The sequence below is a fragment of the Oricola cellulosilytica genome, assembly GCF_019966575.1.
Lineage (GTDB): Bacteria > Pseudomonadota > Alphaproteobacteria > Rhizobiales > Rhizobiaceae > Oricola > Oricola cellulosilytica.
In genome coordinates, this window is sequence record NZ_JAINFK010000004.1 from 1 (window position 1) to 25480 (window position 25480).

23 protein-coding genes are annotated in these 25480 nt (G+C 62.1%); 12 read left to right on the forward strand and 11 right to left on the reverse strand.

Annotated features, from left to right (window positions below; all coding sequences use genetic code 11):
* The first annotated feature begins 319 nt into the window (after positions 1 to 319).
* Positions 320 to 994 (forward strand): hypothetical protein, encoded by a 675-nt coding sequence (locus LC298_RS09985; protein WP_131566548.1) that lies wholly within the window; start codon positions 320 to 322, stop codon positions 992 to 994.
* Here the strand turns inward: LC298_RS09985 and LC298_RS09990 are convergent.
* Entirely contained in the window at positions 991 to 1380 is a 390-nt protein-coding gene (locus LC298_RS09990) for a DUF6481 family protein (protein ID WP_131566551.1), read from the reverse strand. The two genes, LC298_RS09985 and LC298_RS09990, sit on opposite strands and share 4 nt — an antisense overlap.
* Before the next feature lie 215 nt (positions 1381 to 1595).
* Positions 1596 to 3188 carry a trimethylamine methyltransferase family protein gene (locus LC298_RS09995; protein ID WP_131566553.1) on the reverse strand — a complete coding sequence of 531 codons (1593 nt, stop codon included), beginning with the start codon at positions 3186 to 3188 and terminating at the stop codon, positions 1596 to 1598.
* A gap of 276 nt (positions 3189 to 3464) precedes the next feature.
* On the opposite strand from LC298_RS09995, the gene LC298_RS10000 reads away from it, so the two are divergent.
* Positions 3465 to 4163, forward strand: a complete 699-nt coding sequence (locus tag LC298_RS10000; protein WP_131566556.1) for a corrinoid protein — start codon at positions 3465 to 3467, stop codon at positions 4161 to 4163.
* A 22-nt stretch (positions 4164 to 4185) separates the two neighbouring features.
* Here the strand turns inward: LC298_RS10000 and LC298_RS10005 are convergent, their stop codons facing one another.
* On the reverse strand, positions 4186 to 5277 hold the full coding sequence (locus LC298_RS10005) for a glycosyltransferase (protein ID WP_131566559.1): 1092 nt from the start codon (positions 5275 to 5277) through the stop codon (positions 4186 to 4188).
* 110 nt (positions 5278 to 5387) lie between these two features.
* Here LC298_RS10005 and LC298_RS10010 point away from each other — a divergent pair, with 110 nt between their 5' ends.
* The 9 genes from LC298_RS10010 (at position 5388) to LC298_RS10050 (ending at position 14369) form a co-directional block, all read left to right on the forward strand.
* Positions 5388 to 6014, forward strand: a complete 627-nt coding sequence (locus tag LC298_RS10010) for a DUF1638 domain-containing protein (protein ID WP_131566562.1) — start codon at positions 5388 to 5390, stop codon at positions 6012 to 6014.
* 78 nt (positions 6015 to 6092) lie between these two features.
* Positions 6093 to 6746 (forward strand): exopolysaccharide biosynthesis protein, encoded by a 654-nt coding sequence (locus LC298_RS10015; protein ID WP_131566565.1) that lies wholly within the window; start codon positions 6093 to 6095, stop codon positions 6744 to 6746.
* Positions 6747 to 7720: 974 nt separating this feature from the next.
* Complete coding sequence (locus tag LC298_RS10020; protein WP_131566568.1) at positions 7721 to 8023, forward strand: virulence factor; 303 nt, start codon at positions 7721 to 7723, stop codon at positions 8021 to 8023.
* Positions 8016 to 8612 (forward strand): methylenetetrahydrofolate reductase C-terminal domain-containing protein, encoded by a 597-nt coding sequence (locus LC298_RS10025; RefSeq protein WP_131566571.1) that lies wholly within the window; start codon positions 8016 to 8018, stop codon positions 8610 to 8612. The genes LC298_RS10020 and LC298_RS10025 overlap by 8 nt, the downstream gene beginning before the upstream one ends.
* The gene (locus LC298_RS10030; protein WP_131566574.1) at positions 8609 to 9721 is read left to right on the forward strand and encodes a methylenetetrahydrofolate reductase; all 1113 of its coding nucleotides are present in this window, start codon (positions 8609 to 8611) and stop codon (positions 9719 to 9721) included. The genes LC298_RS10025 and LC298_RS10030 overlap by 4 nt, the downstream gene beginning before the upstream one ends.
* Before the next feature lie 74 nt (positions 9722 to 9795).
* The gene (locus LC298_RS10035) at positions 9796 to 10755 is read left to right on the forward strand and encodes a methyltetrahydrofolate cobalamin methyltransferase (RefSeq protein ID WP_131566577.1); all 960 of its coding nucleotides are present in this window, start codon (positions 9796 to 9798) and stop codon (positions 10753 to 10755) included.
* Between the two features lie 8 nt (positions 10756 to 10763).
* Positions 10764 to 12809 (forward strand): ASKHA domain-containing protein, encoded by a 2046-nt coding sequence (locus LC298_RS10040; RefSeq protein ID WP_131566580.1) that lies wholly within the window; start codon positions 10764 to 10766, stop codon positions 12807 to 12809.
* 276 nt (positions 12810 to 13085) lie between these two features.
* The gene (locus LC298_RS10045) at positions 13086 to 13232 is read left to right on the forward strand and encodes a hypothetical protein (protein ID WP_199223217.1); all 147 of its coding nucleotides are present in this window, start codon (positions 13086 to 13088) and stop codon (positions 13230 to 13232) included.
* A gap of 138 nt (positions 13233 to 13370) precedes the next feature.
* On the forward strand, positions 13371 to 14369 hold the full coding sequence (locus LC298_RS10050) for a GlxA family transcriptional regulator (protein ID WP_131566582.1): 999 nt from the start codon (positions 13371 to 13373) through the stop codon (positions 14367 to 14369).
* Between the two features lie 27 nt (positions 14370 to 14396).
* Here LC298_RS10050 and LC298_RS10055 read toward each other — a convergent pair whose 3' ends face one another.
* The 4 genes from LC298_RS10055 to LC298_RS10070 form a co-directional block, all read right to left on the reverse strand.
* Complete coding sequence (locus tag LC298_RS10055; RefSeq protein ID WP_199223218.1) at positions 14397 to 15236, reverse strand: DUF1194 domain-containing protein; 840 nt, start codon at positions 15234 to 15236, stop codon at positions 14397 to 14399.
* A complete protein-coding gene (locus LC298_RS10060; protein WP_223385627.1) occupies positions 15194 to 15967 on the reverse strand; it encodes a DUF1194 domain-containing protein in 774 nt (257 codons plus the stop codon). The genes LC298_RS10055 and LC298_RS10060 overlap by 43 nt, the downstream gene beginning before the upstream one ends.
* Positions 15968 to 16150: 183 nt before the next feature.
* Positions 16151 to 16711, reverse strand: coding sequence for a peroxiredoxin-like family protein (locus LC298_RS10065; protein WP_131566585.1), 561 nt, complete (start codon positions 16709 to 16711; stop codon positions 16151 to 16153).
* A gap of 111 nt (positions 16712 to 16822) precedes the next feature.
* Positions 16823 to 19384, reverse strand: coding sequence for a GcvT family protein (locus LC298_RS10070; RefSeq protein ID WP_131566588.1), 2562 nt, complete (start codon positions 19382 to 19384; stop codon positions 16823 to 16825).
* Positions 19385 to 19615: 231 nt separating this feature from the next.
* Here LC298_RS10070 and LC298_RS10075 point away from each other — a divergent pair, with 231 nt between their 5' ends.
* Positions 19616 to 21358 (forward strand): hypothetical protein, encoded by a 1743-nt coding sequence (locus LC298_RS10075; protein WP_131566591.1) that lies wholly within the window; start codon positions 19616 to 19618, stop codon positions 21356 to 21358.
* On the opposite strand, the gene LC298_RS10080 is transcribed toward LC298_RS10075, so the two are convergent.
* Genes LC298_RS10080 through LC298_RS10095 form a run of 4 tightly spaced genes read right to left on the reverse strand, consistent with a single transcriptional unit; the run spans position 21359 to position 25471 of the window.
* Positions 21359 to 22534 carry a hypothetical protein gene (locus tag LC298_RS10080; RefSeq protein ID WP_131566594.1) on the reverse strand — a complete coding sequence of 392 codons (1176 nt, stop codon included), beginning with the start codon at positions 22532 to 22534 and terminating at the stop codon, positions 21359 to 21361.
* Between the two features lie 5 nt (positions 22535 to 22539).
* Positions 22540 to 24024 carry an aspartate aminotransferase family protein gene (locus tag LC298_RS10085; RefSeq protein WP_131566597.1) on the reverse strand — a complete coding sequence of 495 codons (1485 nt, stop codon included), beginning with the start codon at positions 24022 to 24024 and terminating at the stop codon, positions 22540 to 22542.
* Positions 24025 to 24035: 11 nt separating this feature from the next.
* Complete coding sequence (locus tag LC298_RS10090) at positions 24036 to 25052, reverse strand: NAD-dependent epimerase/dehydratase family protein (RefSeq protein ID WP_131566599.1); 1017 nt, start codon at positions 25050 to 25052, stop codon at positions 24036 to 24038.
* The gene (locus tag LC298_RS10095) at positions 25049 to 25471 is read right to left on the reverse strand and encodes an EamA family transporter (protein ID WP_131566602.1); all 423 of its coding nucleotides are present in this window, start codon (positions 25469 to 25471) and stop codon (positions 25049 to 25051) included. The genes LC298_RS10090 and LC298_RS10095 overlap by 4 nt, the downstream gene beginning before the upstream one ends.
* Positions 25472 to 25480 lie beyond the last annotated feature (9 nt).

A 25480-nucleotide genomic window follows, 5' to 3' on the forward strand; every position in this document is an offset into this window, starting at 1 on the left:
CGAAAGGGGCGGTCGGAAGATCGCACTACTACAATAGACGAAGCGATCCCCCGACCGCCCGTCTTCCTGATCTTTGACACAAACCCGGCCCTGCGGCGCGGGATCGCAGAGGCGCGCCCGCAAGGGGGCCAGCAACGACGCGAAGCGGAGGCGCTTAAAGGCAGGGCAAACAATAGGGAGCTTAAGGGCGGGACAGACTGCTCGTGGCGAACATCCCGTGCCTCCCCTTTCAACTCGCAAAGAAAGGAAGAAACCGCTAACGCTGCTCACCCCGCTCCAACCGACGCCCACCCGCCATCCCAACCCCGAAAGAACGGCCATGCTCCCCTGGATCGAACTCGACACCGCGACCGTGCCCGGCAATGGCGGCGAGTTGCGGCTCAAGCGGCGCGGCGAGGAATTCTCGATCATGGCGGGCGCGACCGAGTTGATGAACAGCCGGCTCTACGGATCGGAGGAGGCGCTGGCGCGGCTTTCGTGCGAGAAGATCCGCGGCCGCGCGGCGCCGCATGTCCTGATCGGCGGGCTCGGCATGGGATTCACGCTGCGCGCCGCTTTGGCCGAACTGGGCGATGACGCGCACATCACCGTTGCCGAGCTGGTGCCGGCGGTGGTCGCCTGGGCGCGCGGTCCCCTCGCCCCGGTTTTCGCCGGCAGCCTCGACGATCCGCGCGTCCGCATTCACGAGGGCGATGTCGGCGGGCCGATCGGCACGCGCGAAAACACGTTCGACGCGATCCTGCTCGATGTCGACAACGGCCCGGAGGGCCTGACGCGGGCGGCCAATGACGGGCTCTATTCGCTCGCCGGCCTTGCCGCTGCGCGCCGTGCGCTAACCCCCGCGGGTGTCCTCGCGGTCTGGTCGTCGGAGCCGAACCCGGCCTTTACGAAACGTCTGCGCGGCGCGGGATTTGCGGTCGAGGAAGCCAGGGTGAGGGCGCGCGGCAAGCGCGGCGCACGCCACGTCATCTGGATCGCGGTGAAAAATGACTAGCGCTTGCCGGCCTTTCGGGCCTTGCGGGCGGCGTAGCGGCGATCGCGCTCGGCCTTCTTGGCGGCCTGGTCGGCGGCGATCTGCTCGATCATCGCCAGCTTGCTCGCGTCGCGCTGGCGTTCCTCCTCCGCAGCTTTTGCCGCTGCGGCCTCGGCGCGGGCAGCCTCTTCCGCCGCCTTCTTCTCCTGCTCCTCCCGCTTCAGGCGTTCGCGCTCGGCGTGCCGTTCCTCGCGGGCTGCGGCGATCGCTGCGCGTTCGGCCAGCTTGGCGGCGAGTTCGGGATCGTCGGCCTTCGGCGCCTTGGCGAATTTCTCCAGAAGCTTTCTTTTCGCCTCCGCAGCGTCCTGGCGGCGGTCGGCAAAGTTTTTCGAATCAGCGTGTCTCAATCGGTGGTCGTCCTTTCAGATATCCGGGAGGGTGGGGCGGTGAGCGCCACCGGCGCTATAGGGCAAAGCTACGGAAAATAAAACCCGCCACACCGCCTTGTGCGCGGGCCCGGCGCATCCGCGGCCGGTCAGGCGCCCCCGCGCCAGACCTCGTCATGGATCAGGCCGGTGACCTTTCCCCTCCCGCCTGTCTCCCTGGCGTTCGCGGGAGCCTCTCAGCTGAAGGCGTCGGGCATGGAGTCCTTGCGTTCACGGATGAACGCCTGGAGCGCCTCGTCGACCGCCGGATCGAGCGCCGGGCGCTCGTAGCTTTCGAGCCAGCGGCGCGCCAGTTCGTTGGCCCGCTGGTCGGCGCTCTTGCGGCCCTCGATGTCCCATTGCTCGAAGGAGTTGTTGTCGGCGATGGACGACCGGTAGAACGCATTCTCGAAATTGGCCTGCGTGTGGGCGCAGCCGAGATAGTGGCTGCCGGGCCCGACTTCGCGGATGGCGTCCATCGCCTGTCCGTTCTCGCTCATGTCGACGCCTTCGGCGAACCGCTGTTGCATGCCGAGCTGGTCGACATCGATCATGAACTTCTCGTACGACGAGACCAGTCCGCCTTCCAGCCAGCCCGCCGAATGGAGGGCGAAATTGGTGCCGGCGAGAAGCGTCATGTTCAACGTCGCCGCGCTCTCGTGGGCGGCCTGCGCGTCGGGTATCTTCGATCCGCACAGCGAACCGCCAGTCCGGAACGGAAGTCCAAGACGTCGCGCCAGTTGGGCAGCGCCATAGGAAACCAGCGATGGTTCCGGCGTGCCAAATGTCGGGGCGCCGGATTGCATGGAGATCGAAGCGGCGAAGGTTCCAAACAGTACCGGCGCGCCAGGGCGCACGAGCTGCGTGAAGGCGGCGCCTGCCAGCACCTCGGCCAGCACCTGGGTCAGCGTGCCGGCAACCGTCACCGGGCTCATGGCGCCGGCCAGAATGAAGGGAGAGACGATGCAGGCCTGATTGTGGCGGGCGTAGACTTTAGCCGCACCGAGCATCGTGTCGTCGAACACCATCGGCGAGTTGGCGTTGATCAGGTTGATTACGACGGTGTTGTTTTCGACGAACTCGTCGCCAAACAGGATTTTGCACATCGCCACTGTATCCTCGGCGCGCTCAGGCGCTGTCACCGATCCCATGAACGGCTTGTCGGACAACGACATGTGGCTGTAGACCATGTCGAGATGCCGCTTGTTGACCGCAACATCGACAGGCTCGCAAACGGTACCACCCGAATGGTGCATCGACGGCGCCATGTAGGCGAGCTTCACGAAATTGCGGAAATCCTCGATCGTCGCGTAGCGCCGCTCACCCTCCAGGTCGCGCACGAAGGGCGGTCCGTAAACCGGCGCGAAAACCGTTGCATTGCCGCCAATCTGCACGTTGCGCTCGGGATTCCGGGCATGCTGTGTGAAGATGGATGGTGCGGACTTCAACAGGTCGCGGCAAAGACCCGGCGGAAAATGGACGCGCTGACCTTTCACATCCGCGCCTGCGTGCTTCCACAAATTCAGCGCTTCCTCATCGTCGCGGAATTCAATGCCCAACTCCTCGAGTACCGTATCGGCATTGGTTTCGATGGTGACGAGCGCTTCCTCGTCGAGCACTTCGTAAATCGGCACCTTGCGCGTGATGTAAGGCATGGCCGGGCTGCGCTGGCCGCCGCTGCGCGCCGCGCGCCGGGCGGCGGCGCCGCCCGCGGACCGCCGACCACCTCGTGCTCTTCCCTCGGCGTTTTCATCGCCCGCATTTTCTGTTCCGACAGCCGTATCTGACATGGATTCTCCAGACGCCTCCGATGTGCCGAAACAATCGTCCGGCAACCTTGGCCGGACAATGGGCGCGACGACGATTGCAGGCCTTTCAATTCGCGCCAGCATCTGACGCGGGCGCGACAGGGAGAGGCATTCAGCGTCCGGGGTGCGTGCATGCCGGTCGCAAAACCATTCGGGGCCGTCGCAATTGAAGCGCTTTTTTGATGATTTACAATTCACTATCGTGTTCAAGAGAGGTGGCGTCACCGTTCCAGCAGTAGCCAAAACGAGATCAAGACCATGTCTGATGATGAAATCATTTTGTCCGAACTGTCCGACGAGGAGCTCGTGCAGCAGATGCACGACGATCTTTACGACGGATTGAAGGAAGAAATCACCGAAGGAACAGACATCCTGCTGGAACGGGGATGGGAGCCTTACGACGTTCTTACCAAGGCCCTGGTGGAGGGTATGCGCATCGTCGGCGAAGACTTCCGAGACGGCATCCTGTTCGTTCCCGAGGTTTTGCTTTCGGCCAACGCGATGAAGGCCGGGATGGCGATACTTCGCCCGCTGCTCGCCGAAACCGGAGCCCCGAAACTGGGCAAGATGGTCATCGGAACCGTCAAGGGGGACATTCATGACATCGGCAAGAACCTTGTCGCGATGATGATGGAGGGCGCCGGCTTCGACGTCATCAACATCGGTATCAACAATCCGGTCGAAAACTACATCGCAGCGATCGAGGAACACCAGCCCGACATCGTCGGAATGTCGGCGCTCCTGACGACCACCATGCCCTACATGAAGGTGGTCATCGATACGATGAAGGAAAAGGGTATCCGCGACGATTACATCGTGCTGGTGGGCGGCGCACCCCTGAACGAGGAATTCGGAAAGGCGGTCGGGGCGGACGCATACTGCCGTGACGCTGCTGTTGCCGTGGAGACCGCCAAGGAATTCATGACGCGCAAGCACAACCAGAGGGCCTCTGCCTGACCTCTGGTCGTACCGGCGCGGCTCACGTGTCGCGCCAGGTCACCAGCTTCGTGACGGCGTAATTGAAGACCGCGCTCATCACCGCACCTGCAAAGCCGGCCACGCCCGCAGACCAGTCCCATTCAAACAGGCGGACAGCGATCGACACATTGGCGAGCGCCCCTATTCCACAGACTGCGTAGAAGGTCAGCAAACCGGTGAGGAAACGCCTGCCGGTCAACTTCCTGTGAGCATATGTCACCTCGTTATTGAAGGCGAAATTCGTGGTCATCGCAGCAAACGTCGCCAAGACCTGCGCCGCTGCAAACCCGACCCCAAAAAAACCGTTCAAGGCGAGCAGCGTCGCCATGTGAACGAATAACCCCGAGAACCCGACCAAACCATAGAGCAGGAATTTCACCGGGATCAGGCCGCCGGTATAGCGCGAGACCAGCAGACCCAGAAACTGCACGGTCACGAGAAAGCCGAGCTTGCTTTCGCCTTCGACGCGTTCACGAAACCGGAAGGGAACCTCGCGGATGGTCAGTTCGCTGCCATAGCGGCTCACGATATCGAAAAGGATCTTGAAACCGTCGCGCGACACGGTCGTCGCGGCCTTGTCGGCCAGATCACGCGTCATCATGAAAAACCCGCTCATCGGGTCGGTGGTGTAGGCGCCCGTAATCCGGTTGGCCAGGGCGGTGGCGAGTTCGCTTCCCCTGGCACGGGTATTCTCATGAAACCCGCCGGAAGCGTCGCCGCCATCGAGGTATCGGCTGCCAATGACGAGATCCGCGCCCCCTTCAATCTCGGCAAGCATGACAGGCAGGCGCGTTTCGTCGTGCTGCATGTCGGCATCCATCACAGCAACGATCGGCGCCTGGGCGGCCATCATGCCCTCGATGCAAGCCCCTGAGAGGCCCCGTCGGTTGACCCGGCGAATACACCGCACGACAGGATCGCGTAGTCCGATCTCGCGGGCAACGCCGGACGTCCCGTCGGGACTGTCATCGTCGACAACGATCACTTCATGGGCAACATCGCCCATCGCCTCGGCAATCTTGCCAACGATCAGCGGAATGTTTTTCGCCTCGTTATAGGCCGGCAGAATGATCGATAATTTCGGCGCTTTCATCCGGCTCCCGGCCGGACGCTTGCCTATGGTGCGCCGCTTTGACAAATGATCGCCATGGTAAAACCCCGTTTTCGGCATTATGGATGCCTTGCGTTGAGAAAGCTTGAAGGATGCAAAACCGGCAAAACGGCAGGGTCAGAGTTATCGCGTGCGGCATGATCGCCCGCGAAATTCTGGACGTTTGCCGCGTCAACGGGCTCCAGCACATCTCGCTGACCTGCCTTCCAGCCGAATTCCACCATTATCCGCAGCGCATCGCACCGGCCGTTGATGCGGCCATCGTCAAGGCCCGAGCGGAAGGTTTCAAACAAATCTTCATTGGCTATGCAGACTGCGGAACCGGGGGTGATCTGGATCGGATATGCGAAAAACACGGCGTCGAACGTATCGCGGGACCGCACTGTTTTTCGTTCTATATCGGCAATGAGTCCTTCGAGGCCGATAACGGCGCCTACATGACGACATTCTTCGTCACGGACTTTCTCGCGCGCCATTTTCAAACCTTTCTGGTCAAACCCCTCGGCCTCGACCGGCATCCGGAACTCCGCGAGATGTATTTCGGGAACTACGAGCGCCTGCTCTACATCGCGCAAAACGATGACCCCGACCTCACATCGAAGGCCCGAGCCGCGGCTGACTTCCTAGGCCTGGCGTTCGAACGCCGCCTGACCGGTTTCGGTGATCTGACACCGGCGCTCGAGACCGCCAACCGGCTGGCAAAAAGCCATATTTCGTAAACCAAATCGTCGCATTTGAACCCTAGATTGAAGTGAGCGCTTCGGCGTCATGTGAGGGCTAGATTCTGGCGAGCGGACATGTTGCAGCAGCATGCGGATCATTTCGAGCGAGCGGAAGAAGCGATTGCATATCGCAATCCGCGTCCCCTCTCGGCGGTTCTTCGCGGATTGGCGGAAGGGGAGCACGGGACCGTTTCAGTCGGCCGCGTGCGCGCCGCGCTTGCCGACCGCAGCTTCGCGACCTTTCTCGTTTTCACCGCCTCGCTGAACCTGCTGCCGATCCCACCCGGAACATCGGCGGTCGTCGGCATTCCGATCGTTCTCGTCGCGTTCCAGATGATCATGGGATACCCGACCATCTGGCTTCCGAGATTCTTTCTCCGCCGCTCCTTGAGCCAGAAAGCCTTTCACAAGATGACGACCCGTCTCATCCCGTTCCTCGAACGGATGGAGACCTGGGTGAGGCCGCGTTATTGGCCGTTCCGCTGTGTGGAGAGCGGCGAAAAGACCGTCGGTCTGATCGCACTGATCTACGGTATCGCGGTCGTGATTCCGATTCCTTTCGGCAACTGGCTTCCGGCACTCGCGGTGTTCATCTGCGGCGTTGCGCTATCCGAACGCGACGGCTTCTGGCTGCTCGTCGGCATCGTCACCGGAATCATAGCGATCGCCATCATGATCGGCGTGGTGCTGGTCGCCGGCGCCGCTGCCCAGTCCTGGCTGGGGTTCTGACCGCGCAAGAGAAGTGGAGGCGCGCCTCTGCGTTGCCACGCCGAGTCTTCTGTCCCGCCCTTAAGCTCCTCATTTCATTCGTCGCTGGCGGGCCCCAAAAGGCCGACTGGCCGTCGGCCACTTTTGGCCGCCCATGCGGAGGCGTCCACGCGCAGCGTGGACTGCCGTGAGCTCGAAATTCAGGAAGACGGGCGGTCGGGGGATCGCTCTGTCTAGTATGTATGTGCGATCTTCCGACCGCCCCTTCGGCGTTCTTCCGGTTCGGGAATGCATTGGCGCTGGGAGATCGCTCGTCCCGACTGCCCCGGCGGTTAAACCTTCGGTCCGCAAGCGACGGAACCTCTTGGCCGGGCGGGGATTGAGGAGCTTCCCATGTCACCGGCGGTACGCCGGCTTCACTGTCGTCGGCGGCAAGCCGCTTTCCGACACACCCTTCCAGCGGCAAGCCGCTACGTTATCGCTCGTAAGCGGCAAGCCGCTGTCCGGGCGGGGTCGCTCCAACACCGCAAACCTTCTTCCGGCCCGACGTGGGGGTTCATCACCCAGGCAGGGACCTCTCCCCGCCCCGTCAGGCGCCGGCCTCTCCCTTTGTACCGGTGTGCACCCAGGCTTCCTGCGAGAGACGGGAACAGTATGCGGCAGGCGTGAGAGGTGTTGATAAGTTTTCGGCGGAAAAAATATAATAACCAGTCAGGACAATGCGTTAGCGAGAACCGGGCAAAAAACTTATCCACGTCTTGGAATCCTTCTTCCCCGCGTTTCGAGAGTCCGCGCCCGCAGCGCTCGACGTCGCAGTCGGGGGCTGAGTCCCTCTCCCCTTCTCCCTTACGCTTCGGTTCTTTTCCCGTGGGTCTGTCGGTTAGCCGTGTGGCTTGGACCCGGCGTGCTGTCGTTTTTGAATGGGCCCGCGTCGTCGCGTAACAAGCCGACACGCCGCACCTGCGGCATTGCTGGAACAAGGATGGAGAACGAACGTGGCTGACAAGATCATCGTCTATTGGCGCGACATTCCCGCGCAGGTTATTGTCAAGCAGGGGCGCAAGGCGGTCAAACGCGAATTGCCGCTGCGGTTCACGGAAGCGATTGACATGTGCGCGATGCGCGTGGGGGCTCGCGATTCCGACGCCTACCTCGCGGAGTGGCGGCGCGGGGAGCCGGTTGCGGTCGGCGACGATATGGAAGCGGAGGCCGACAGCGCGCTTGCCGAAATTCTCGAGGAATTCGACGACGCCAGACTGAAGGCGATGGTGAAATCCGAAGGACGCATGAATGCCTAGCCTGAAGATCGACAGACGCACCCGGCCCGGCAACTCGCCCGAGGCACTGAACCGCAAGACCGCTTCGCGGGGCGCCTATCAGCCCGCGCACACAACCGCTATCCGGCGACTGCGGAAGACCTACACGATACGCCTCTGGTCGGTTCGTCACTCGCGCGCGCTGGAATGGGTCTACGGGCATTTCGCGGATGCGTTTCTCGCGCTCCACCCGTTCTGGAAGGCCGTCGGCTACCACCGCGCGGAAGGACCGGTCACGTTCATCGAACGGCGCGCCAAGGGCCTGCTATTCGACTGCCGCATGTGCGGACAATGCATCCTTTCCTCCACGGGCATGTCCTGTCCGATGAACTGCCCGAAACAGTTGCGAAATGGGCCGTGCGGTGGCGTTCGCGCCAACGGAAATTGCGAGATCGAGCCTGACATGCCCTGCGTCTGGGTTCAGGCGTGGAGCGGGTCGCGCGCGATGCGCAAGGGCGACGCGATTCTCGACGTGCAGAAGCCCGTCGACCAATCGCTCCGCGAAACCTCCTCATGGCTGCGAGTCACGGCCCAGGCGGCCGCTAAACGTGAAGAGGCGAACCCGCAATGACGTCCGGCAGTCCGCCCCGCCCCCCGCAAACGGACGAAAATCCGCTCGGCATCGATCTGCCGCTCGATCCCCTCCCCGGCCATTCCTCGCTGGGACGGCTCGAACGGGTACTCCGGCGCGGTGAATTCGCGGTCACCGCGGAACTCAATCCGCCGGATTCCGCCAATGCCGCGGATGTCTATGAACGCGCGGCGGTTTTCGACGGCTGGGTCGATGCGATCAATGCCGTGGATGCATCAGGCGCCAACGCGCATATGTCGTCCGTCGGCATCTGTGCCCTCCTGACCAGAATGGGGTACGCCCCGGTGTTCCAGATCTCCTGCCGCGACCGCAACCGTATCGCGATCCAGGGGGACGTGCTTGGGGCCGCGGCCATGGGCGTCGCAAATATCCTCTGCCTGACGGGGGATGGCGTACAGGCGGGCGACCAGCCGGGCGCAAAGCCAGTCTTTGACCTCGATTCCATGTCGCTGCTAGAAACGGTCCGCACCATGCGGGACGAAGGCAAGTTCCTTTCGGGCCGAAAGCTGACCAGCGCCCCCAACGTGTTTCTCGGAGCGGCGATCAACCCTTTCGCGCCACCATACGATTTCCGCCCGCAGCGGCTCGCAAAGAAGATCGCGGCCGGCGCGCAATTCGTGCAGAGCCAGTACTGTTTCGACGTGCCGATGTTCCACGAGTACATGAAGCGCGTTCGCGACATGGGCTTGCACGAGAAATGCTTCATCATGTGCGGAGTCGGGCCGCTTGCTTCGGCCAAGACCGCGCGCTGGATTCGCTCCAACGTCCCCGGCGTTCATATTCCGGATGATGTCGTCAAGCGCCTAGAGGGCGCGACCGACCAGAAGGCCGAGGGCAAGCGCCTCTGCATCGACATCATCAACGAAGTCAAGGAAATCGAAGGGGTTTCGGGCGTCCATGTGATGGCCTACCGGCAGGAGGAGTTCGTTGCCGAAATCGTCCACGACTCCGGTGCTCTTCGCGGCCGAAAACCCTGGAAACGCGAGGTCCGCGCTGACGACCAACTGGTTGCCGATCGCCTCGACGACATCCTCCACGCCGACAATCACCGGCCGCCCCAGGACATCGTCGGGGAAAAGGCCCATTGACCGCTCTCCGTGAACGCCTTGATCGGCGCCACATAACGATATAAACAAATCTTTATATCTCGAACGAGGATCCCATGACCCGCACCATCGTTGCCTCCGGCACCCGCGAAATCATCATCGGCTTCGATCAGCCCTTCTGCGTGATCGGCGAACGTATCAACCCGACCGGGCGCAAGAAGCTCGCCGCGGAAATGGTCGAGGGCAATTTCGATACGGTGCGCAACGACGCGCTGGCGCAGGTTGCCGCCGGCGCGACGATGCTGGATGTCAATGCCGGCGTGACGGCCGTCGATCCCAACGCTACCGAGCCTGCGCTCCTCGTCCAGACCCTGGAGATCGTGCAGGACCTCGTCGACGTGCCGCTTTCCATCGACTCCTCGGTCACAGCCGCCATCGAGGCCGCGTTGAAAGTCGCCAAGGGTCGCCCTCTGGTCAATTCTGTGACCGGCGAGGAGGAAAAACTTGAGGCGATCCTGCCGCTGGTCAAGAAATACGATGTTCCGGTCGTGGCGATCTCCAACGACGAGACCGGCATTTCCGAGGATCCCGATGTCCGGTTTGCTGTGGCCAAGAAGATCGTGGAGCGCGCCGCCGATTTCGGCATTCCGGCCCACGATATTGTCGTTGATCCGCTGGTCATGCCTATCGGCGCGATGGGCACGGCCGGAAAGCAGGTCTTCGCGCTGCTGCGCAGGCTTCGCGAGGAACTCAAGGTCAACACGACTTGCGGGCTTTCCAACATTTCGTTCGGCCTGCCGCATCGCCACGGCATCAATGCCGGTTTCATTCCGATGGTGATCGGCGCCGGCATGACCTCGGCGATCATGAATCCATGCCGCCCGCAGGAGATGGAAGCGGTCCACGCCGCCAACGTGCTGAACGGTACCGATCCCGACTGCATGAACTGGATCAGGACCTACAAGAACCACCAGCCGCACGTACCGGGCGCAGCCGCAGCCCCGGCCGCTGTGGCCAACAACGACGCCGGCGGACGACGCCGGGGCGGCAGGGAGGCTCGCAGGGCCCGCGGATAGGGACAAGCATGGCAGATCCCCTCGTTCTCTTCATGCCATCGGGCAAGCGCGGGCGCTTTCCGGCCGGAACGCCCGTGCTGGAGGCCGCGCGCCAGCTCGGGGTCTATGTGGAGAGCGTGTGCGGTGGACGCGGGATTTGCGGACGCTGCCAGGTCGAGGTTCAGGCCGGCCAGTTCGCCAAGCACGGCATCACCTCGGCGGCCGATCACCTCTCCCCGGTCGGCCCGAAAGAACAGCGCTACGCCGAGAAGCGCGACCTGAAGCCCGGGCGCAGGCTATCCTGTTCCGCCACGGTAGAGGGCGATGTCGTCATCGACATACCGCTCGACGTGCAGATCAACGCGCAGATCATCCGCAAGGCGGCAGATACCCGTGTCTTCGAACGCAAGCCGGCCGTGCAGCTCTGTTATGTCGAGGTGGAGGAACCCGACATGCACAAGCCGCTCGGCGATCTCGACCGTCTGAAGGATGCCATTGAAAGAGACTGGGGATTCTCCAACATCCTCGTCGACCAGCACCTCTTCCCGCAGGTGCAGAAAATTCTGCGGCAAGGCGAGTGGGCGGTGACCGCCGCGATCCACAAGGATTCCGATACCGGCCAGCCTAGCCTGATTGCGCTGTGGCCCGGACTGCACAACGAGGCCTATGGCTTGGCCTGCGACATCGGCTCGACCACGATCGCGCTGCATCTCGTCTCGCTGCTTTCCGGCCGCGTCATTGCATCAGCGGGCGCATCCAACCCGCAGATCAGGTTCGGCGAGGACCTGATGAGCCGCGTTTCCTACGTGATGATGAACCCGGAAGGCCGCGAGGCGATGACCGCCGCGGTGCGCAAGGCCGTCGACGACCTGATCGGCGACGTCTGCGGCGAGACCGGCGTCCACCGCAACGACATCCTAGACGCGGTCTTCGTCGGCAATCCGATCATGCACCACCTGTTCCTCGGCATCGATCCGACGGAACTTGGCGGCGCGCCGTTCGCGCTCGCCGTCTCCGGCGCCGTCCATTCCTGGGGCGGACAGCTCGACCTCGAAACCAACGAGGGGTGCCGCGTCTACATGATCCCGTGCATCGCCGGCCATGTCGGCGCCGATGCCGCAGCCGCAACGCTTGCCGAGGGACCGCACCGCCAGGACGAGATGATGCTGCTCGTCGACGTCGGCACCAACGCCGAAATCGTCCTCGGCAATTCCGAACGCGTCGTTGCGGCCTCGTCTCCCACCGGCCCGGCCTTCGAAGGAGCCGAAATCTCCTCCGGCCAGCGCGCCGCCCCCGGCGCCATCGAACGCGTGCGCATCGACCCGGAAACACTTGAGCCCCGCTTCAAGATCATCGGCACGGAACTGTGGTCGAACGAGGAGGGTTTCGCCCGGGCCGCCACGGCGACCGGCATCACCGGTATCTGCGGGTCGGGGATCATCGAAGTCGTTGCCGAAATGTTTCTCGCCGGAATCATCTCTACGGACGGCGTGGTGGACGGCTCGCTTGCGGCCCGGTCGCCGCGCATCACGGCGACGGGGCGGACCTTCTCCTACGTCCTCCACGACGGCGATCCGCTGATCACGGTGACGCAGAACGACGTGCGCGCGATCCAACTCGCCAAGGCGGCGCTCTACGCCGGCATCAAGCTGCTGATGGACAAGCTCGGCATCGACCATGTCGACCGGATACGTTTCGCCGGCGCGTTCGGCTCCTTCATCGACCCGAAATACGCCATGGTGCTGGGCCTTATCCCTGACTGCGAGCTGGCCAACGTGTCCGCGGTCGGCAACGCCGCCGGAACCGGGGCCCGCATGGCCCTGGTCAACCGTGACTACCGCCGCGAGATCGAGGGCACGGTCCGCGCCATCGAGAAGATCGAGACGGCGCTGGAGGCCAAGTTCCAGGACCATTTCGTCGCCGCCATGGCGCTGCCGAACAAGATCGATCCGTTTCCGCAACTGGCCAACGCGGTCAAATTGCCGGAACGCAAGACGCTGGGCGGCGCCGAAGACGCCGGAGACGGCGCCGGGCGGCGGCGCGGCGGCGGACGCCGCGAGCGCGCCCGTCCTTAACCCCTCGTTCACCGTGCCGATCGCGACGCCGGAAATGTCGCAAAAGTCCGATAATCCTTCGCAATCCAAATTGCGCCGCCCCGGCGGAAGAACCATATCTGGCTCAGCGAGCTGACCAATACGGGAGCGTTCTGCCGGTTGAACCCAAGCAACCGGTTCCCGCTCTTAAAATAGCTGGCACGTCCCTGCCAAACGGCGCGTCCACAGCGCCGTCGGGACTGTCTGACGCGAAACTGGCTGCTCCGTGTGAAACCGACCGTTGCATGGAGTAAAACAATGTCCGTGATCACAAGATTCTTCCGGCGCAACCGCAAGGTTTCCGGCAATGACGCAACCGTGTTCGAGCGCGCCCGGCTGGCCAGGACGATGCCCGGCGAAACCGCCGCCCGCGCCGGCTCCCGCTACGGCTTCCTGATCAACTGATCCGCCTCCGGCGGCGAGCGACTGTGCACACGACCCCGGCGATCACGCCGGGGTTGTTTTTTCTGCATGAACGGATGAGTTGTCTTTTCCGAATTTCGCAAACACAATAATGCCGGATCCGGGAGGAACGATGGCACGATGAAGGACACATCCGCGTCGCAAAAGACGATCGTTTTTTATCTGATGCCGGAGTTCACGATGATCGCCTTCACGGCGGCAATCGAACCGCTGCGTGGCGCCAACCGGATCCTCGGCCGCGAAGCCTATGTCTGGCGCATCGCCAGCCGCGACGGCGGCCCGGTGACGGCCTCGAACGGCGTTCAGGTGGCCGCCAGCAGCTCCATCGAGGACGAGCGCAAGCTGATGCTAGGCGAGCACCGGCCGGACATCCTGTTCGTCTGCGGCGGCCTGAACGTCGAGAAATACCAGTCAAAATCGCTGTCCGCCTGGCTCCGCGAGGAACACAATCGCGGCGTCAAGATCGGCGGATTGTGCACGGGTGCCCACACCCTCGGCACCGCCGGCCTGCTGACCGGCAAGCGCTGCGCGATCCACTGGGAGAACCTTCCCGGCTTCCAGGAGGCTTTCCCGCAGGTGAGCGTGTTCTCGGACCTGTTCGAGGTGGACGGCAGCATCTATACCTGCGCCGGCGGGACCGCCGCCCTCGACATGATGCTGTCGCTTATCGGTGACGATTTCGACGACAACACCGTGAACCGTATTTGCGAAATGGTGCTGACCGACCGGGTACGCAGCCCGACCGACCGCCAGCGTCTGCCCCTGCGCGCGCGTCTCGGCGTCCAGAACGCCAAGGTTCTGACGATCATCGAATTGATGGAAGCCAACCTGTCGGAGCCGTTGTCGCTGCTCGAGATCGCCGATCATGTCGGCCTGTCGCGCCGCCAGATCGAGCGGCTGTTCCGCCAGGAGATGGGGCGCTCGCCGGCCCGCTACTATCTCGAGATCCGACTCGACCGCGCGCGGCACCTTCTCATCCAGTCGTCGATGCCGGTCGTCGAGGTGGCGATCGCCTGCGGTTTCGTCTCCGCCTCGCACTTCTCCAAGTGCTACCGCGAGGTCTATTCGAAATCGCCGCAGCAGGAACGCGCGGAACGCAAACAGCTTCTGGTCGCCTGAGGCCCGCTCCCGCCGGATCTTCCCACGTCAGCCGGGATACCGGCTTTCGAAATCCCGTCGCGCCCGCTCGCCGATCAGGCAATCGACGTCCGGCCCGATCTTCAGATCGGCGCGAACCACCACGTCTTCCGGCGGACGGCCCGCCAGTTCGATGACGAGTTTGTGGCGCACCGCTGCGGGAAACTCCTCCCATGACCGGACCGGCACCATGAAGGAATTGGGGCCGCCGATGACGCATTGCTCGTAGTAGAGGTCGAGACCAGGTGCGCCCAGCCGCAGGCCGGGATACCAGGGCTGCACGAGAAGCGGCAGACCGTTGATCGTGATGCCCCGGGCCACGGCCAGGTCGCGCGCGGACGAGACCGGCTCGCCCTGGTTGTTCGGCCCGTCGCCGGATATGTCGATCACCTGGCGGTCGGCTTCTATCCGGTTGCTTGCGAGAGCCTCGATTCCAAATCGGATCGCCCCGCTGATCGAGGTGCGCCGCATGTTGCGAACCCGCGCTATCTCCAGCTGCGTGGCGACTGCGCCGGCCGTCTCCTCATCCTCAACGATCGTCCACGGCACGATGACTCTCTTGCGGTCGTCGCGTGCCCATTCGACATAGGTAACCGCGACCCGGCCAAGCCTCCCCTCGCGTATGGCCGAAACAACTTCCGGCGACCGAAAGGCGGCCACGTAGCCGCGCCGCTGGTGACGCAATTCGGCGAGCCCCATCGAATCGGACACGTCGACGGCGATCACCAGTTCCGCGTCGACGCGTTCCTGCGCGCTGGCGGATCCGACTGCGGACAGAAGAAAAACAAACGCTGCGCGCCACATCGTCACCGCGCAGAATCGTCGTACTGCCACAAACGCTGCTGCCATATCTTTTCACCGATGAGGCAATCATAAGCGTCCTGCTCGAACTGCACCTTCACGACGGGCAAGCCGGGCGAGCTCAATTCACCGATCTCCAGCACCAGTTTGCGCCGCACGGCCTCGGCAAATTGATCCCAGTCGTTGACCGGAATCATGAAACTGCCCGGCCCGCCGATGACGCAACGTGAATAGTAGGTATCGAGATCGCTGATATTGAACGCTTCGCCCGGCCCGCTCCTCGTCATGAGCGGCAGGCCGTTGATCGTAAAGCCCTTCCTCAGCGCTTCGTCGCGCGCCCAGACAACCGGAGCGCCCTGATTGTTCGGCCCGTCACCGGATATGTCGATCACGTACCTTTGCGCGGCAAAGGGCAATTCTTGAAGAAGACTCGAGGCATGAACGATCGCACCCGAAATCGACGTGCGCCGCTGCCCATAGCTCATCGAGTCAACGAGACTTGCGGCGATACGTTCGGCATCGTCCCTGGTTTCAATCACCGTCCAGCCGAGCACTTCGCGGGCATGGCTGTCGGCTGCCCATTCGAACATGGTGACAGCTATGCGCCCATGCCCGCCCTGCCGGATGGCGTTTACCACCTCGGGGCTGCTGATGGCGGTCGCATATCCCTCACGTTGAATTTGCAGTTCTTCCGCCGACATCGACAGGGAGACATCGACCGCCAAAACCAGCGCGACATCGACCGCTTGCTGCGACATTGAAGAAGGCGGCTCGCCCACAAGAGCGGCGGCAGTCGCGAAAGTGAAGAGCAGATCTTTGCGCACAAAGGCGAGAATACGCCACTACGCCGAATGAGGCATCACTCAATTTTGCAAGAAATTGAGGCTACACGGCAACAAGACACTTTATCCATTTGAAAAACCGAAGAAAGACGGCCCTCGAATGAGGGCCGCCTTCTACATCTACTCAGCGGCAACTTTCGTGAAGTCGTCGTCTTTCGAAGTTCCGCGAATCGGGTAGTCGTTTTTCGTGATGAACTCGAGACCCGACATCAGTTCATCGAAGCTGATACGGCCGAACGGTGTGTTCTGGATATAGAGGGCATAAAGCGTGCCGTCTGGCTTGATAACGGCGATACCCGGCTCAGAAAACCGTTCGGGCTCGGCGTCTTTTGCCTTGGCCGAGATGAACAAGCCGTAATCGCGGGCGCTCTCGATAGGTAGGCCATATCCGATATTGAGATTCGGGATATCCCATTCGGATTTCTGCCGTTCGGCGCGATCCACAGAATCCATGGAGACGGCGACGATGTCGATACCTTTCTCGCGGAAATCGCCTATTTTTCCGTTGAGCGCCTCCAGCTGCTTCTTGCAGATCGGGCAGTGTACGCCGCGGTAGAAGGCGATGACCGTGAAGTTCTCCGGATGAGAGTCGCGAAGATCGAATTTCTCGCCTTCAATGCGGTCGAACTGCAGGGCCGGTGCCTTTTCGCCGGGCATGGGGGTGGTGTGGCTATGAGCCATATACATAATCTCCTTCGGTACTCGTCGGTCGCCAACGGCTGCGGAGCGAAAGTGTTCCTCTGGAGGCGGCTCCTCTCGCGAATGTGACCCTCGCGTCTTCTGTCGGAGCGATCAGCTCCGCGGCTTGAGGTTCTCCGGGTCGTAGAGCGGCTTGTAGCCAACACCGGCGACTTCGACCGGATAGGTTTCGCCGAAATACTCGACAGACAGCTTGCGCCCTTCCTGACAGTAGTTCCACGGGAGATAGGCGAGCGCAATATTCTTGCCGATGGTCGGCCCGTAAGCGACGGACGTCGTGAACGAGCGGCGCCCGAGTTCGTCTACCAGCGTTTCGCCGGTCTCCGGATCCATCACCGGCATGATGCCGACCGGATAGCGCGCCACGCCGTTCGCGTCGGTGTTGTCGGTCATCACCAGCGTGCAGAGCATGGCCGGCTGGTGCTCGCGGGCGCGATATTCCAGATGCTTTGCCTTGCCGCGGAAATCGGCCTCCTTGACCTTCGGGCGCGCCAGATCGGCCTCGTAGAGATTGTATTCGGTCAAGAGGTCGGCATTCTGCAGACGCAGGCTCTTCTCCATCCGGCGCGAATTGGCGTAGGTCTCGACGCCGAAGGCCATCACGCCCGTTTCGCGCAGCACGTCCCACACCGCGAGGCCATCCTCGTATTTCATGTGCAGTTCCCAGCCCTGCTCGCCCACATAGGAAAGGCGGAAGGCGGTCACGTCCTTTCCGGCGATTCTGACCGGCTTCAGCGACGCGAAGGGGAAGTTCTCGTGGGTCAGCGCGTCCGGATCTTCGACGGCCTGCTGCAGTGTCGAACGGGCATTCGGCCCCCATATGCCGATTGTGACGTATTGGTCGGTGACGTCGGTCACCGTGACGTCGAAGCCCTTTTCCTCGGCTGTGCGGCGCATGTAGTGGAAATCGCGCGGACCGGCGTCCGCCCCGTCGATCACGCGGCAGCGGTCTTCCATACGGATCACGGTCAGGTCGGCTCGAACCATGCCCTCGTCGTCGAGGAAGTGCGTGTAGATGCCTTTTCCGACATTTGCATCGCCACCGATCCTAGCGGCGCAGAGCCATTCCATCAGCGCGACGTGATCGGGCCCCTCGACATCGTAGATCGCGAAATGCGAAAGGTTCACGATGCCGACATTCTCGCTCATTTCGAGGTGTTCGGCATTGGAGACCCGCCAGAAATGCCGGTTGTCCCACTCGTTTTCGCGCACGGGCACGCGGTTGCCGTGCATTTCCAGAAGATGCTCGTTGGCGGCGTAGCCATGCGCACGCTCCCAGCCCCCAAGCTCCATGAAATGCCCACCGAGTTCCTTCTCGCGCTCCCAGAAGGGCGAACGACGAACGTCACGCGCCTTTGAAAAGGGCTCGCGCGGATGGACGGCCGGATTGTAGATCTTCATCGCCGTCTCGGTGCAGCGGTCACGGATATACTGTTCTTCCGTCTGGTGCGGATAGAAGCGGGCATAGTCGATGGCGTGATGATCGATTCCGGTGCGCCCGTCGGTCATCCAGTCGGCGATGAGCTTGCCCATGCCCGGGCCGTCCTTGACCCAGATGGCGACGGCGTACCAGAGCCCCCTCACCTTCCGACTCTCACCCATCGATGGTCCACCGTCTGTCGTCACCTGCAACAGGCCGTTGAAGGAATGGCTCTCGTTGTAGCCGAGCTCGCCGAGGATCGGCGTCAGTTCCATCGCGCGCTCCAGCGGCTCGATGATCTGCTCCATGTCGAGATCGCGCTGTGAGGGCGACAGCCGGGCCTCGTTCTTGTCGAGAATATCGCGCGGATGACAGAGCCGCGGATTGGTCTCCTCGTAATAACCCCACTCGATCTGCCCGCCTTCAGGCGTGCTCGGATCGCCCGTATCGCGCATGTAGGCGGAATTGCCCTGATCGCGGAGCAGCGGATATCCGATATCCTTCCCGGTTCCGGCAAACTCGTTGTACGGCCCGAAGAAAGTGAGCGGGTGGTCGACCGGCATCACAGGCAGGTCCTCGCCCGCCATCTCCGCGATCAGGCGTCCCCACAGCCCGGCGCAAACCACAACGTAATCGGCCATGATCGTGCCGCGATGCGTCTTCACGCCCCGGATGCGGCCGTCCGCGATGATCAGATCCTGCGCCGGCGTGTTGGCGAAGGCCTTGAGTTTGCCGCTGGCAACCGCCTCGTCGACCAGCTCGCCGGAAACCGTCTGCGAGCGCGGCTTGACGAGGCCCGCATCCGGATCCCACAGGCCGCCCTGCACCATTTCCTCCTCGATCAACGGAAACTTCTCCTTGATCTCAGCCGGGGTGACCAGGTGCGCACGGGTGCCGAATGCCTTGCCCGACGCCACCTTGCGCCTGATCTCGTCCATGCGCGCGTCATCGCCGACCCGCGCGACCTCCAGACCGCCCACCTTTGCGTAACGGCCGCGTTTTTCGAAGAAGTCGATCGAGTAAAGCGTCGTCCAGCAGGACAGGAAATCGTGGCTCGTCGCGTAGCAGAAGTCGGAGGCGTGGGAGGTCGAGCCGATGTCCGTCGGAATAGAGGATTTGTCGATGCCGACAATGTCGTCCCAGCCGCGCTCGATCAGGTGATGGGCGACCGAGGCCCCCACGATGCCGCCGAGGCCGATGATGACGACCTTCGCCTGTTCCGGAAATTTTGCCATTGCCCGCGACTCCGAGGTGCTGTTGCGGCCAGACAATAGGGCCGCGAAACGCCATGGTTACAGCCTGTTTGCGACATCGGGAAAGCGCCCCGCGACCACTTCCGCAAAGTGCAGGTCGGGCACTGGCTTGTCCACCGGATCGGAGCGACCGACCCGCTCATCGCTTAACGGCGCGGTAAACATGCTCCCGTACCTTGTCCGCAGCATCTCAAATCAGCCACGAGGCCTGAATTGGCGACGACAGGGGCGCAGACCGCCGACACATCGACACACATCAATCCGGCAGTGACGCTCATCGCGCTCACTGCGCTGGCCGTCGCCACGTTGCTCTGGCTGCCGGTCGTTCTTCCTATCGGACCGATGTATTGGGACACCAGCCTCTACCTCGACGCGACCAACCGGATCTGGTCCGGCCAGATCCCGGCTGTTGACTTCTTCATTCCTGCCGGTCCGCTCGGCTATTATCTCGCCGCACTTTTCTTCGCCATCTTCCCCAATGGACACCCGGTGCTGATCGCCAGTTGGTCGGTCCTTATCGTCACCCTGCCGCTGATGGCGGTGGTCGCATGGGAAGTGTCGCGGCGCTCGCGGATGATTGCGACGTTGCTCGTGGTTCCCTTCCTGATCTATTCGTTTCTGCCCTTCAACACGAGCGTCTACTACCCGTTTGCCGGCGCCGATGGCTTCGGCATCTACAACCGCCAGTCGAGCCAGTTGCTCTATGTGCTTATGGCGGCACTGATCGCGATGCGCGACCAACGGCTTTTGGCGGTGATCGTAACCGGCGCGATGTTCGCTCTGTTCGGCGTGAAAATCACCGGCTTTCTGTCGGGCGGACTGCTCTGCCTCTTCGCCCTGCTGACCGGACGTGTCTCGGTCAGGACAGCCGCAACCTGCGCGGTCGCATTCCTCGCGGTTGTGGGCGCGGTGGAGGCGGCCACGGGCATGATCTCGGCCTATCTGCGCGACATCGCCCTCCTGATTTCCTTGAATCAGGACGGCCTCGCGCTACGGCTGGTCCAGGCGGCATCACGAACGGCGGGGCCCACGCTTGCGATCATCGGTCTCGGCGGCGTTCTTTTCCTCGCGGACTGGCCGGCCATCCTGGCGGATGCAAGAAAGCTCGGCCGCGACCGGAGCTTCGAGTCACTAAAGAAACTGCTCGACCGCCACTTTCTTTGGCTCGCCGTGGCGCTGCTTGCCGCATGGTTCTTCGAGAGTCAGAACACCGGCAGCCAGGAGCTGATCTTCGTCTGGCCGGTCATCATCATGTTGTCGCGGAAGCTGATGACATATGCCGGTCGCCCGACAGTCATGTTCGCAGTCGCTCTGCTGGCAGCCTCTGCGGTTCTGCCGCCCCTCGTGAACACGGTCCACCACTCGTCCCGGGCATTAGTGCGCATGGCGCGCCAAACGCCGTTGGCGCATCAGCATCTCGGCACGCTCGGTGCTATCACCGCGGAACCGCGCGTTTTTGAAAGGCGTAAGCGCATGCGCGCCAGCTATCTTGCCTATCCCAAAGCGATGACCGCGCTCGCCAAATCGGGCGAATTGCACTCTTTCCTCCTGTTTGCGGATTTCGATTTCCAGTTGGGTCTGCTGCAGACCGCCGACGAGGCGGTCGTCGAATTGAAACGCCGCGAGGCCGCCGGCTTCGATTACCAGACCGTGATGACCCTGGATTTCACGAATCCGTTTCCCTGGCTGCTTGACAAGCGGGCTCCCCGGCATATCGCGATCGGCGCCGACCCCTGGCGAGCGGTGCCGCCGTTGGATGAAGAAACACGCCAGGCGGTTCGCGAAGCCGATCTCGTCCTTGAGCCGCAATGCCCCTACAGCGCCAATGTCGCGGAGTTGCGCGAAATCTATGCGGAGGCTTTGAGCGCGCATCGCGGGCACATGCTGACGCCCTGCTACAGGGTCTACGTTCATCCGGAGCTGGAAGATGCGTTCGTGGCAGCGGCCGACTCGTAATCAGACCGTGGCGCACCTTTTGGGCAGGCGGGCCAGTGCTGCGATCAGCACCAGGCTGAATGCCACCAGATAGGCGAAATGGAAACGCGTTTCGTAAAGGGGGAAGACTGCGAACTTGGCAGCGATGCCCAGCAACGTCGTCACCAGAATGATGACCTCGCGTCGGGCCAGCTCAACCCGGTTTCGGGACAGCAGCCACCAGCCCGCGCATCCCACGACGAGCACCGCCGGCCACTGGTTTTCGATGAATGAACGTGCGAGCGCCTGAACGACGATCCGACCGTAGACCAGGAGCGAAAATGGCGGATCGAATCCCTCGAGGGATTCAACAAACTCGATGTGCGTGAACCACATATGTATCCACCAGCCTGGATGGCCTGCCGCCTGGGTGATCGGAACATAAGCAATCACCGCACCGGCGAATGCTGCCAGCACCCCCCAACTAAACGAACGCAGCAGCAACGATACGGCGAGAAGCACACCGATATAGGCGGCGTGATCCGGCCGGGCGAGAAACGCCAGGAACAGCAGTACGCCCGCCGCGATCTCGCTCTTTCGCAGAAACGCAAGAATTCCCGTGAGGAAGAATGCCGCGGAGAATGCGTCGGGAGTGCCGAGCCGGGCGATCTCGCCAAAATTCGCGAGCATCAGTGCTGCGATCGCAAGCGGTGCCAAATGCAGGGCTCGTTCCCGCCACAGCCAGACAATCGACAGCCCGCCGATCGCCGCCGCCGACAATGCGGAAATCAGCCGGATCGCGTTCAGCGGCTCCGTCAACTCCGAGAGCCATCCGATCGATGCGGTATAGAGCCACTTGACCTTGTAGAAGCCCAGCATCGTCGCGAAGGCCTGCGGGTCGGCGTACTGCCGTATCCGGTATTCCCGGTCTTCGGTAAGGACGGTGAACCGTCCGTCAGTCACCGAATTGCGGACGGTCTCATAGGCGTGACGATGCAACGCCTCCGCGTTCATGCCCGGCGTTTCATAGGCGCTGGCAAGATAGGCGAAGATATCCCAGTTCGTGATTGGGAACAGGTAAGCGACCACCGCGACGGCCAAGGTGAACAATGCCAGCGCGGCCAGACCGAAGCGCGCCGCCTGGGACGACCACACCCGGATCGCGCGTTCGCCGCCAGCGAGGGCCATCCGGTCAACGATGGAAACCAGACCGTTCACGAACGCTACCCCACCTGGCTTTTGACGAAGTCCTTGACGATCGCAACGATGCCGCGGCCAAGCAGGGCGTCGAACGCCGCGATGAACTCGTCGACATGCTCCCGGCCGCAGATGAGTGGCGGTTCGAGGCGAATGACATTGCGATTGTACTCGGTGAACGCCACCAGCACATTATAGTCGCGCAGGAGCAGCGCGCCGACGAAGCCCGACAGCGATCCCTTGAGCTTGTCATCGAGGATCGACACCATCGGGCGAACGACAGCAGGCAGCGTCTGGCTGAAATCCTCGAACTCCAGACCGACCATGAAACCCTGCCCGCGCACTTCCTTGATGATCGCCGGGTACTTGGCCTGGAGGCGTTTCAACTCGGAAATCAGATAGGCGCCGGTTTCAGCGGCATTGTCGATCAACTTCTCTTCATAGAGCACGTTCAGCGTCTCGATGGAGGTGACACAAGCTTCGCCGATACCGCCGAACGTCGCCTGCGCATGGATCATTGCGGTTCTCGGGGTGCCGTAGGCCTTCATGTAGATATCGCGCTTGGCGATCATCGCCGCCATGGCGCATTTGCCCCCGCCGAGCGATTTCGCCAGCGCGGTGACGTCGGGAACTACACCGTGATGCTCGAACGCATAGAAGCGCCCCGTGCGGCCGAGCCCGCACTGGACCTCGTCCGCGACCCAGATGACGCCGTATTGATCGCAAAGCTTGCGCAGCTTCTGCCAATACGCCGTGTCGGCGGAGATGATGCCACCGCCCCCCTGAACAGTCTCCAGACAGATGACGCCGATTTCCGGATGCGCTTTGAACGCATTTTCAACGGCATCGATATCGCCGAACGGCACCTTGATTCCGTTCTCGAGGAGCTTGAACTCGCCGCGATAGAGCGGTCCGTCGGTGATCGACAGAACACCCTTTGTCTTTCCGTGGAATGAGTTCTCCGCATACACGACCACCGGACGCTTCGGGCCAGCGGCGCGTTCGGCAACCTTCAGAGCGGCTTCCATCGCTTCGGAGCCGGAAGAGCCGAGAAACACCATGTCGAGCTCGCCCGGAGAGCATTTTGCGAGATTGTGCGCCAGCGCCGAGGCGTATTGCGACATGAACGCCATCGCGATCTCATGACGCTTCTCATCTTGAAACTTCTTGCGGGTTTCGAGGATTCTGGGATGGTTGTGACCGACCGCCAGGGATCCGAAGCCGCCGAAGAAATCGAGGATTTTCCGCCCGTCCTGATCAACGTAATACATGCCTTCGGCGCGGTCGATCTTCACCTTGTGAAAGCCGAGCAGCTTCATGAAATGAAACTGGCCGGGATTGAGGTGTTCCTTGAACAGATCGGTCATGGTGCCGACGTCGAGCGCCTTCGCGTCCTCGACCGAGAGAAGGTCGGGTTTGCTGACCGGCCCGTCCCGGACCGGCTCCGGCATGGCGACCGACGGCGCTTCGACAACCGGGCGCGCTTTTTTTCGGTTGAGAAAATCCAGCATGGTTGCGTTCCTTATTCTGCCGGTACGCGGGCTGCGTCGGCAAGGTCGGCGTCATTGCCTTCGAGACCGCGGCGATATTCCCGGTAGGCGGCGATCAGCATGTCCTCGTCGCGGTGATCCGGCACCCACCCGAGTTCGCGCTTGGCGCGCGTACAATCGAGCAGGCAGTCCTCGTCGGCAATGAGATACTGTTCGGGATCCATCAACGGCATGTTCAGGAAGTCCAGCAGATCGAGCGTGCGCTTGACTGCAAAACCCGGCGTCGGGATCAGGATGGATTTCGACCCCGCATGGTTGATCAGGTCCCCCAGCAAGTTGCGCACCGGAGGCGGATTGTCGGAGCCCAGATTGTAGGCCGAATTCGGCACATCCCGCTCCCAGGCGAGGCGCGCCGCCTTTGCGCAGTCGAACACCGATATGAACTGGTAGGGATTCTTGCCTGATCCGATCATCGGCACGGGCAAATTGTGGTCGATAAGCTTGAAGAGCTTCGACAGGATGCCGAGCCGGCCTGGTCCGATAATCAGGCGCGGCCGGAATATCGAGATCCGCATCCCTCTCCCGCGCCATTCCTGAGCAAGTTCTTCCGTCTTCCATTTTGACAAACCGTACTCGCCAAGCGGCTCGACCGGATGTTCTTCGGTCATCGGCCAGGTTTTGGTGTGACCGTAGATCATGTCAGTCGTGAAATGCACGAGCCTGTCGCCCCCGGCGTCCGCGACACCTTCCATAATATGCGCCGTGCCGTGATAATTGACCGGCCAGAAAAAATCGTGCCTCTTCGCCCGCACCTGGATCGGTGACAGCATTTTCGCCGACAGATTGTAGACCATGTCGTCGGCCTTCATCTCGACGGCGCGCACCGAGGCCTTGTCGGTCACATCGCACCGAACGAAGCGAGCATCACGATAATGCGGCTCGTCACCCTTGTTTATGTCGGCGACGATCACCTCCTCGCCACGACTGACCAAATCCTTGGCCAACTGACGTCCGACGAATCCGTCGCCTCCGAAGAGCACATGTCTCATGATTTCAACTCACCTGTTTCGATAGTGGGAGCGGTTTGCGAGCGGACCGGACTGCCACTTTGAGCAATCAGGATCGTGCCGACGCAGATGAAGGCGATCCCCGCCATCTTGTAGGCGCCGAGATCTTCCTTGAAGAGCCACCACGCCATCACCGCGACCGCGACATAGGCAAGGCTTAGAAACGGATACGCGAAGGATAAGTCTACCTTCGACAGCACGAACATATGCGATGCCATGGAGATCACGAACGTCGCCAACCCGAAGAACACCCACGGCTGAAACACGATTTGCAGGGTCTTCATAATGAGATTTTCCTGCCCCGTGATCGCCGGCCCGAGCGTCATCATGCCCTGTTTGAGCATGAGCTGTGCGGCAGCGTTGGTGAGCACCGTGAACAGAATGAACGGTATGTATTTCATCGTTGTCCC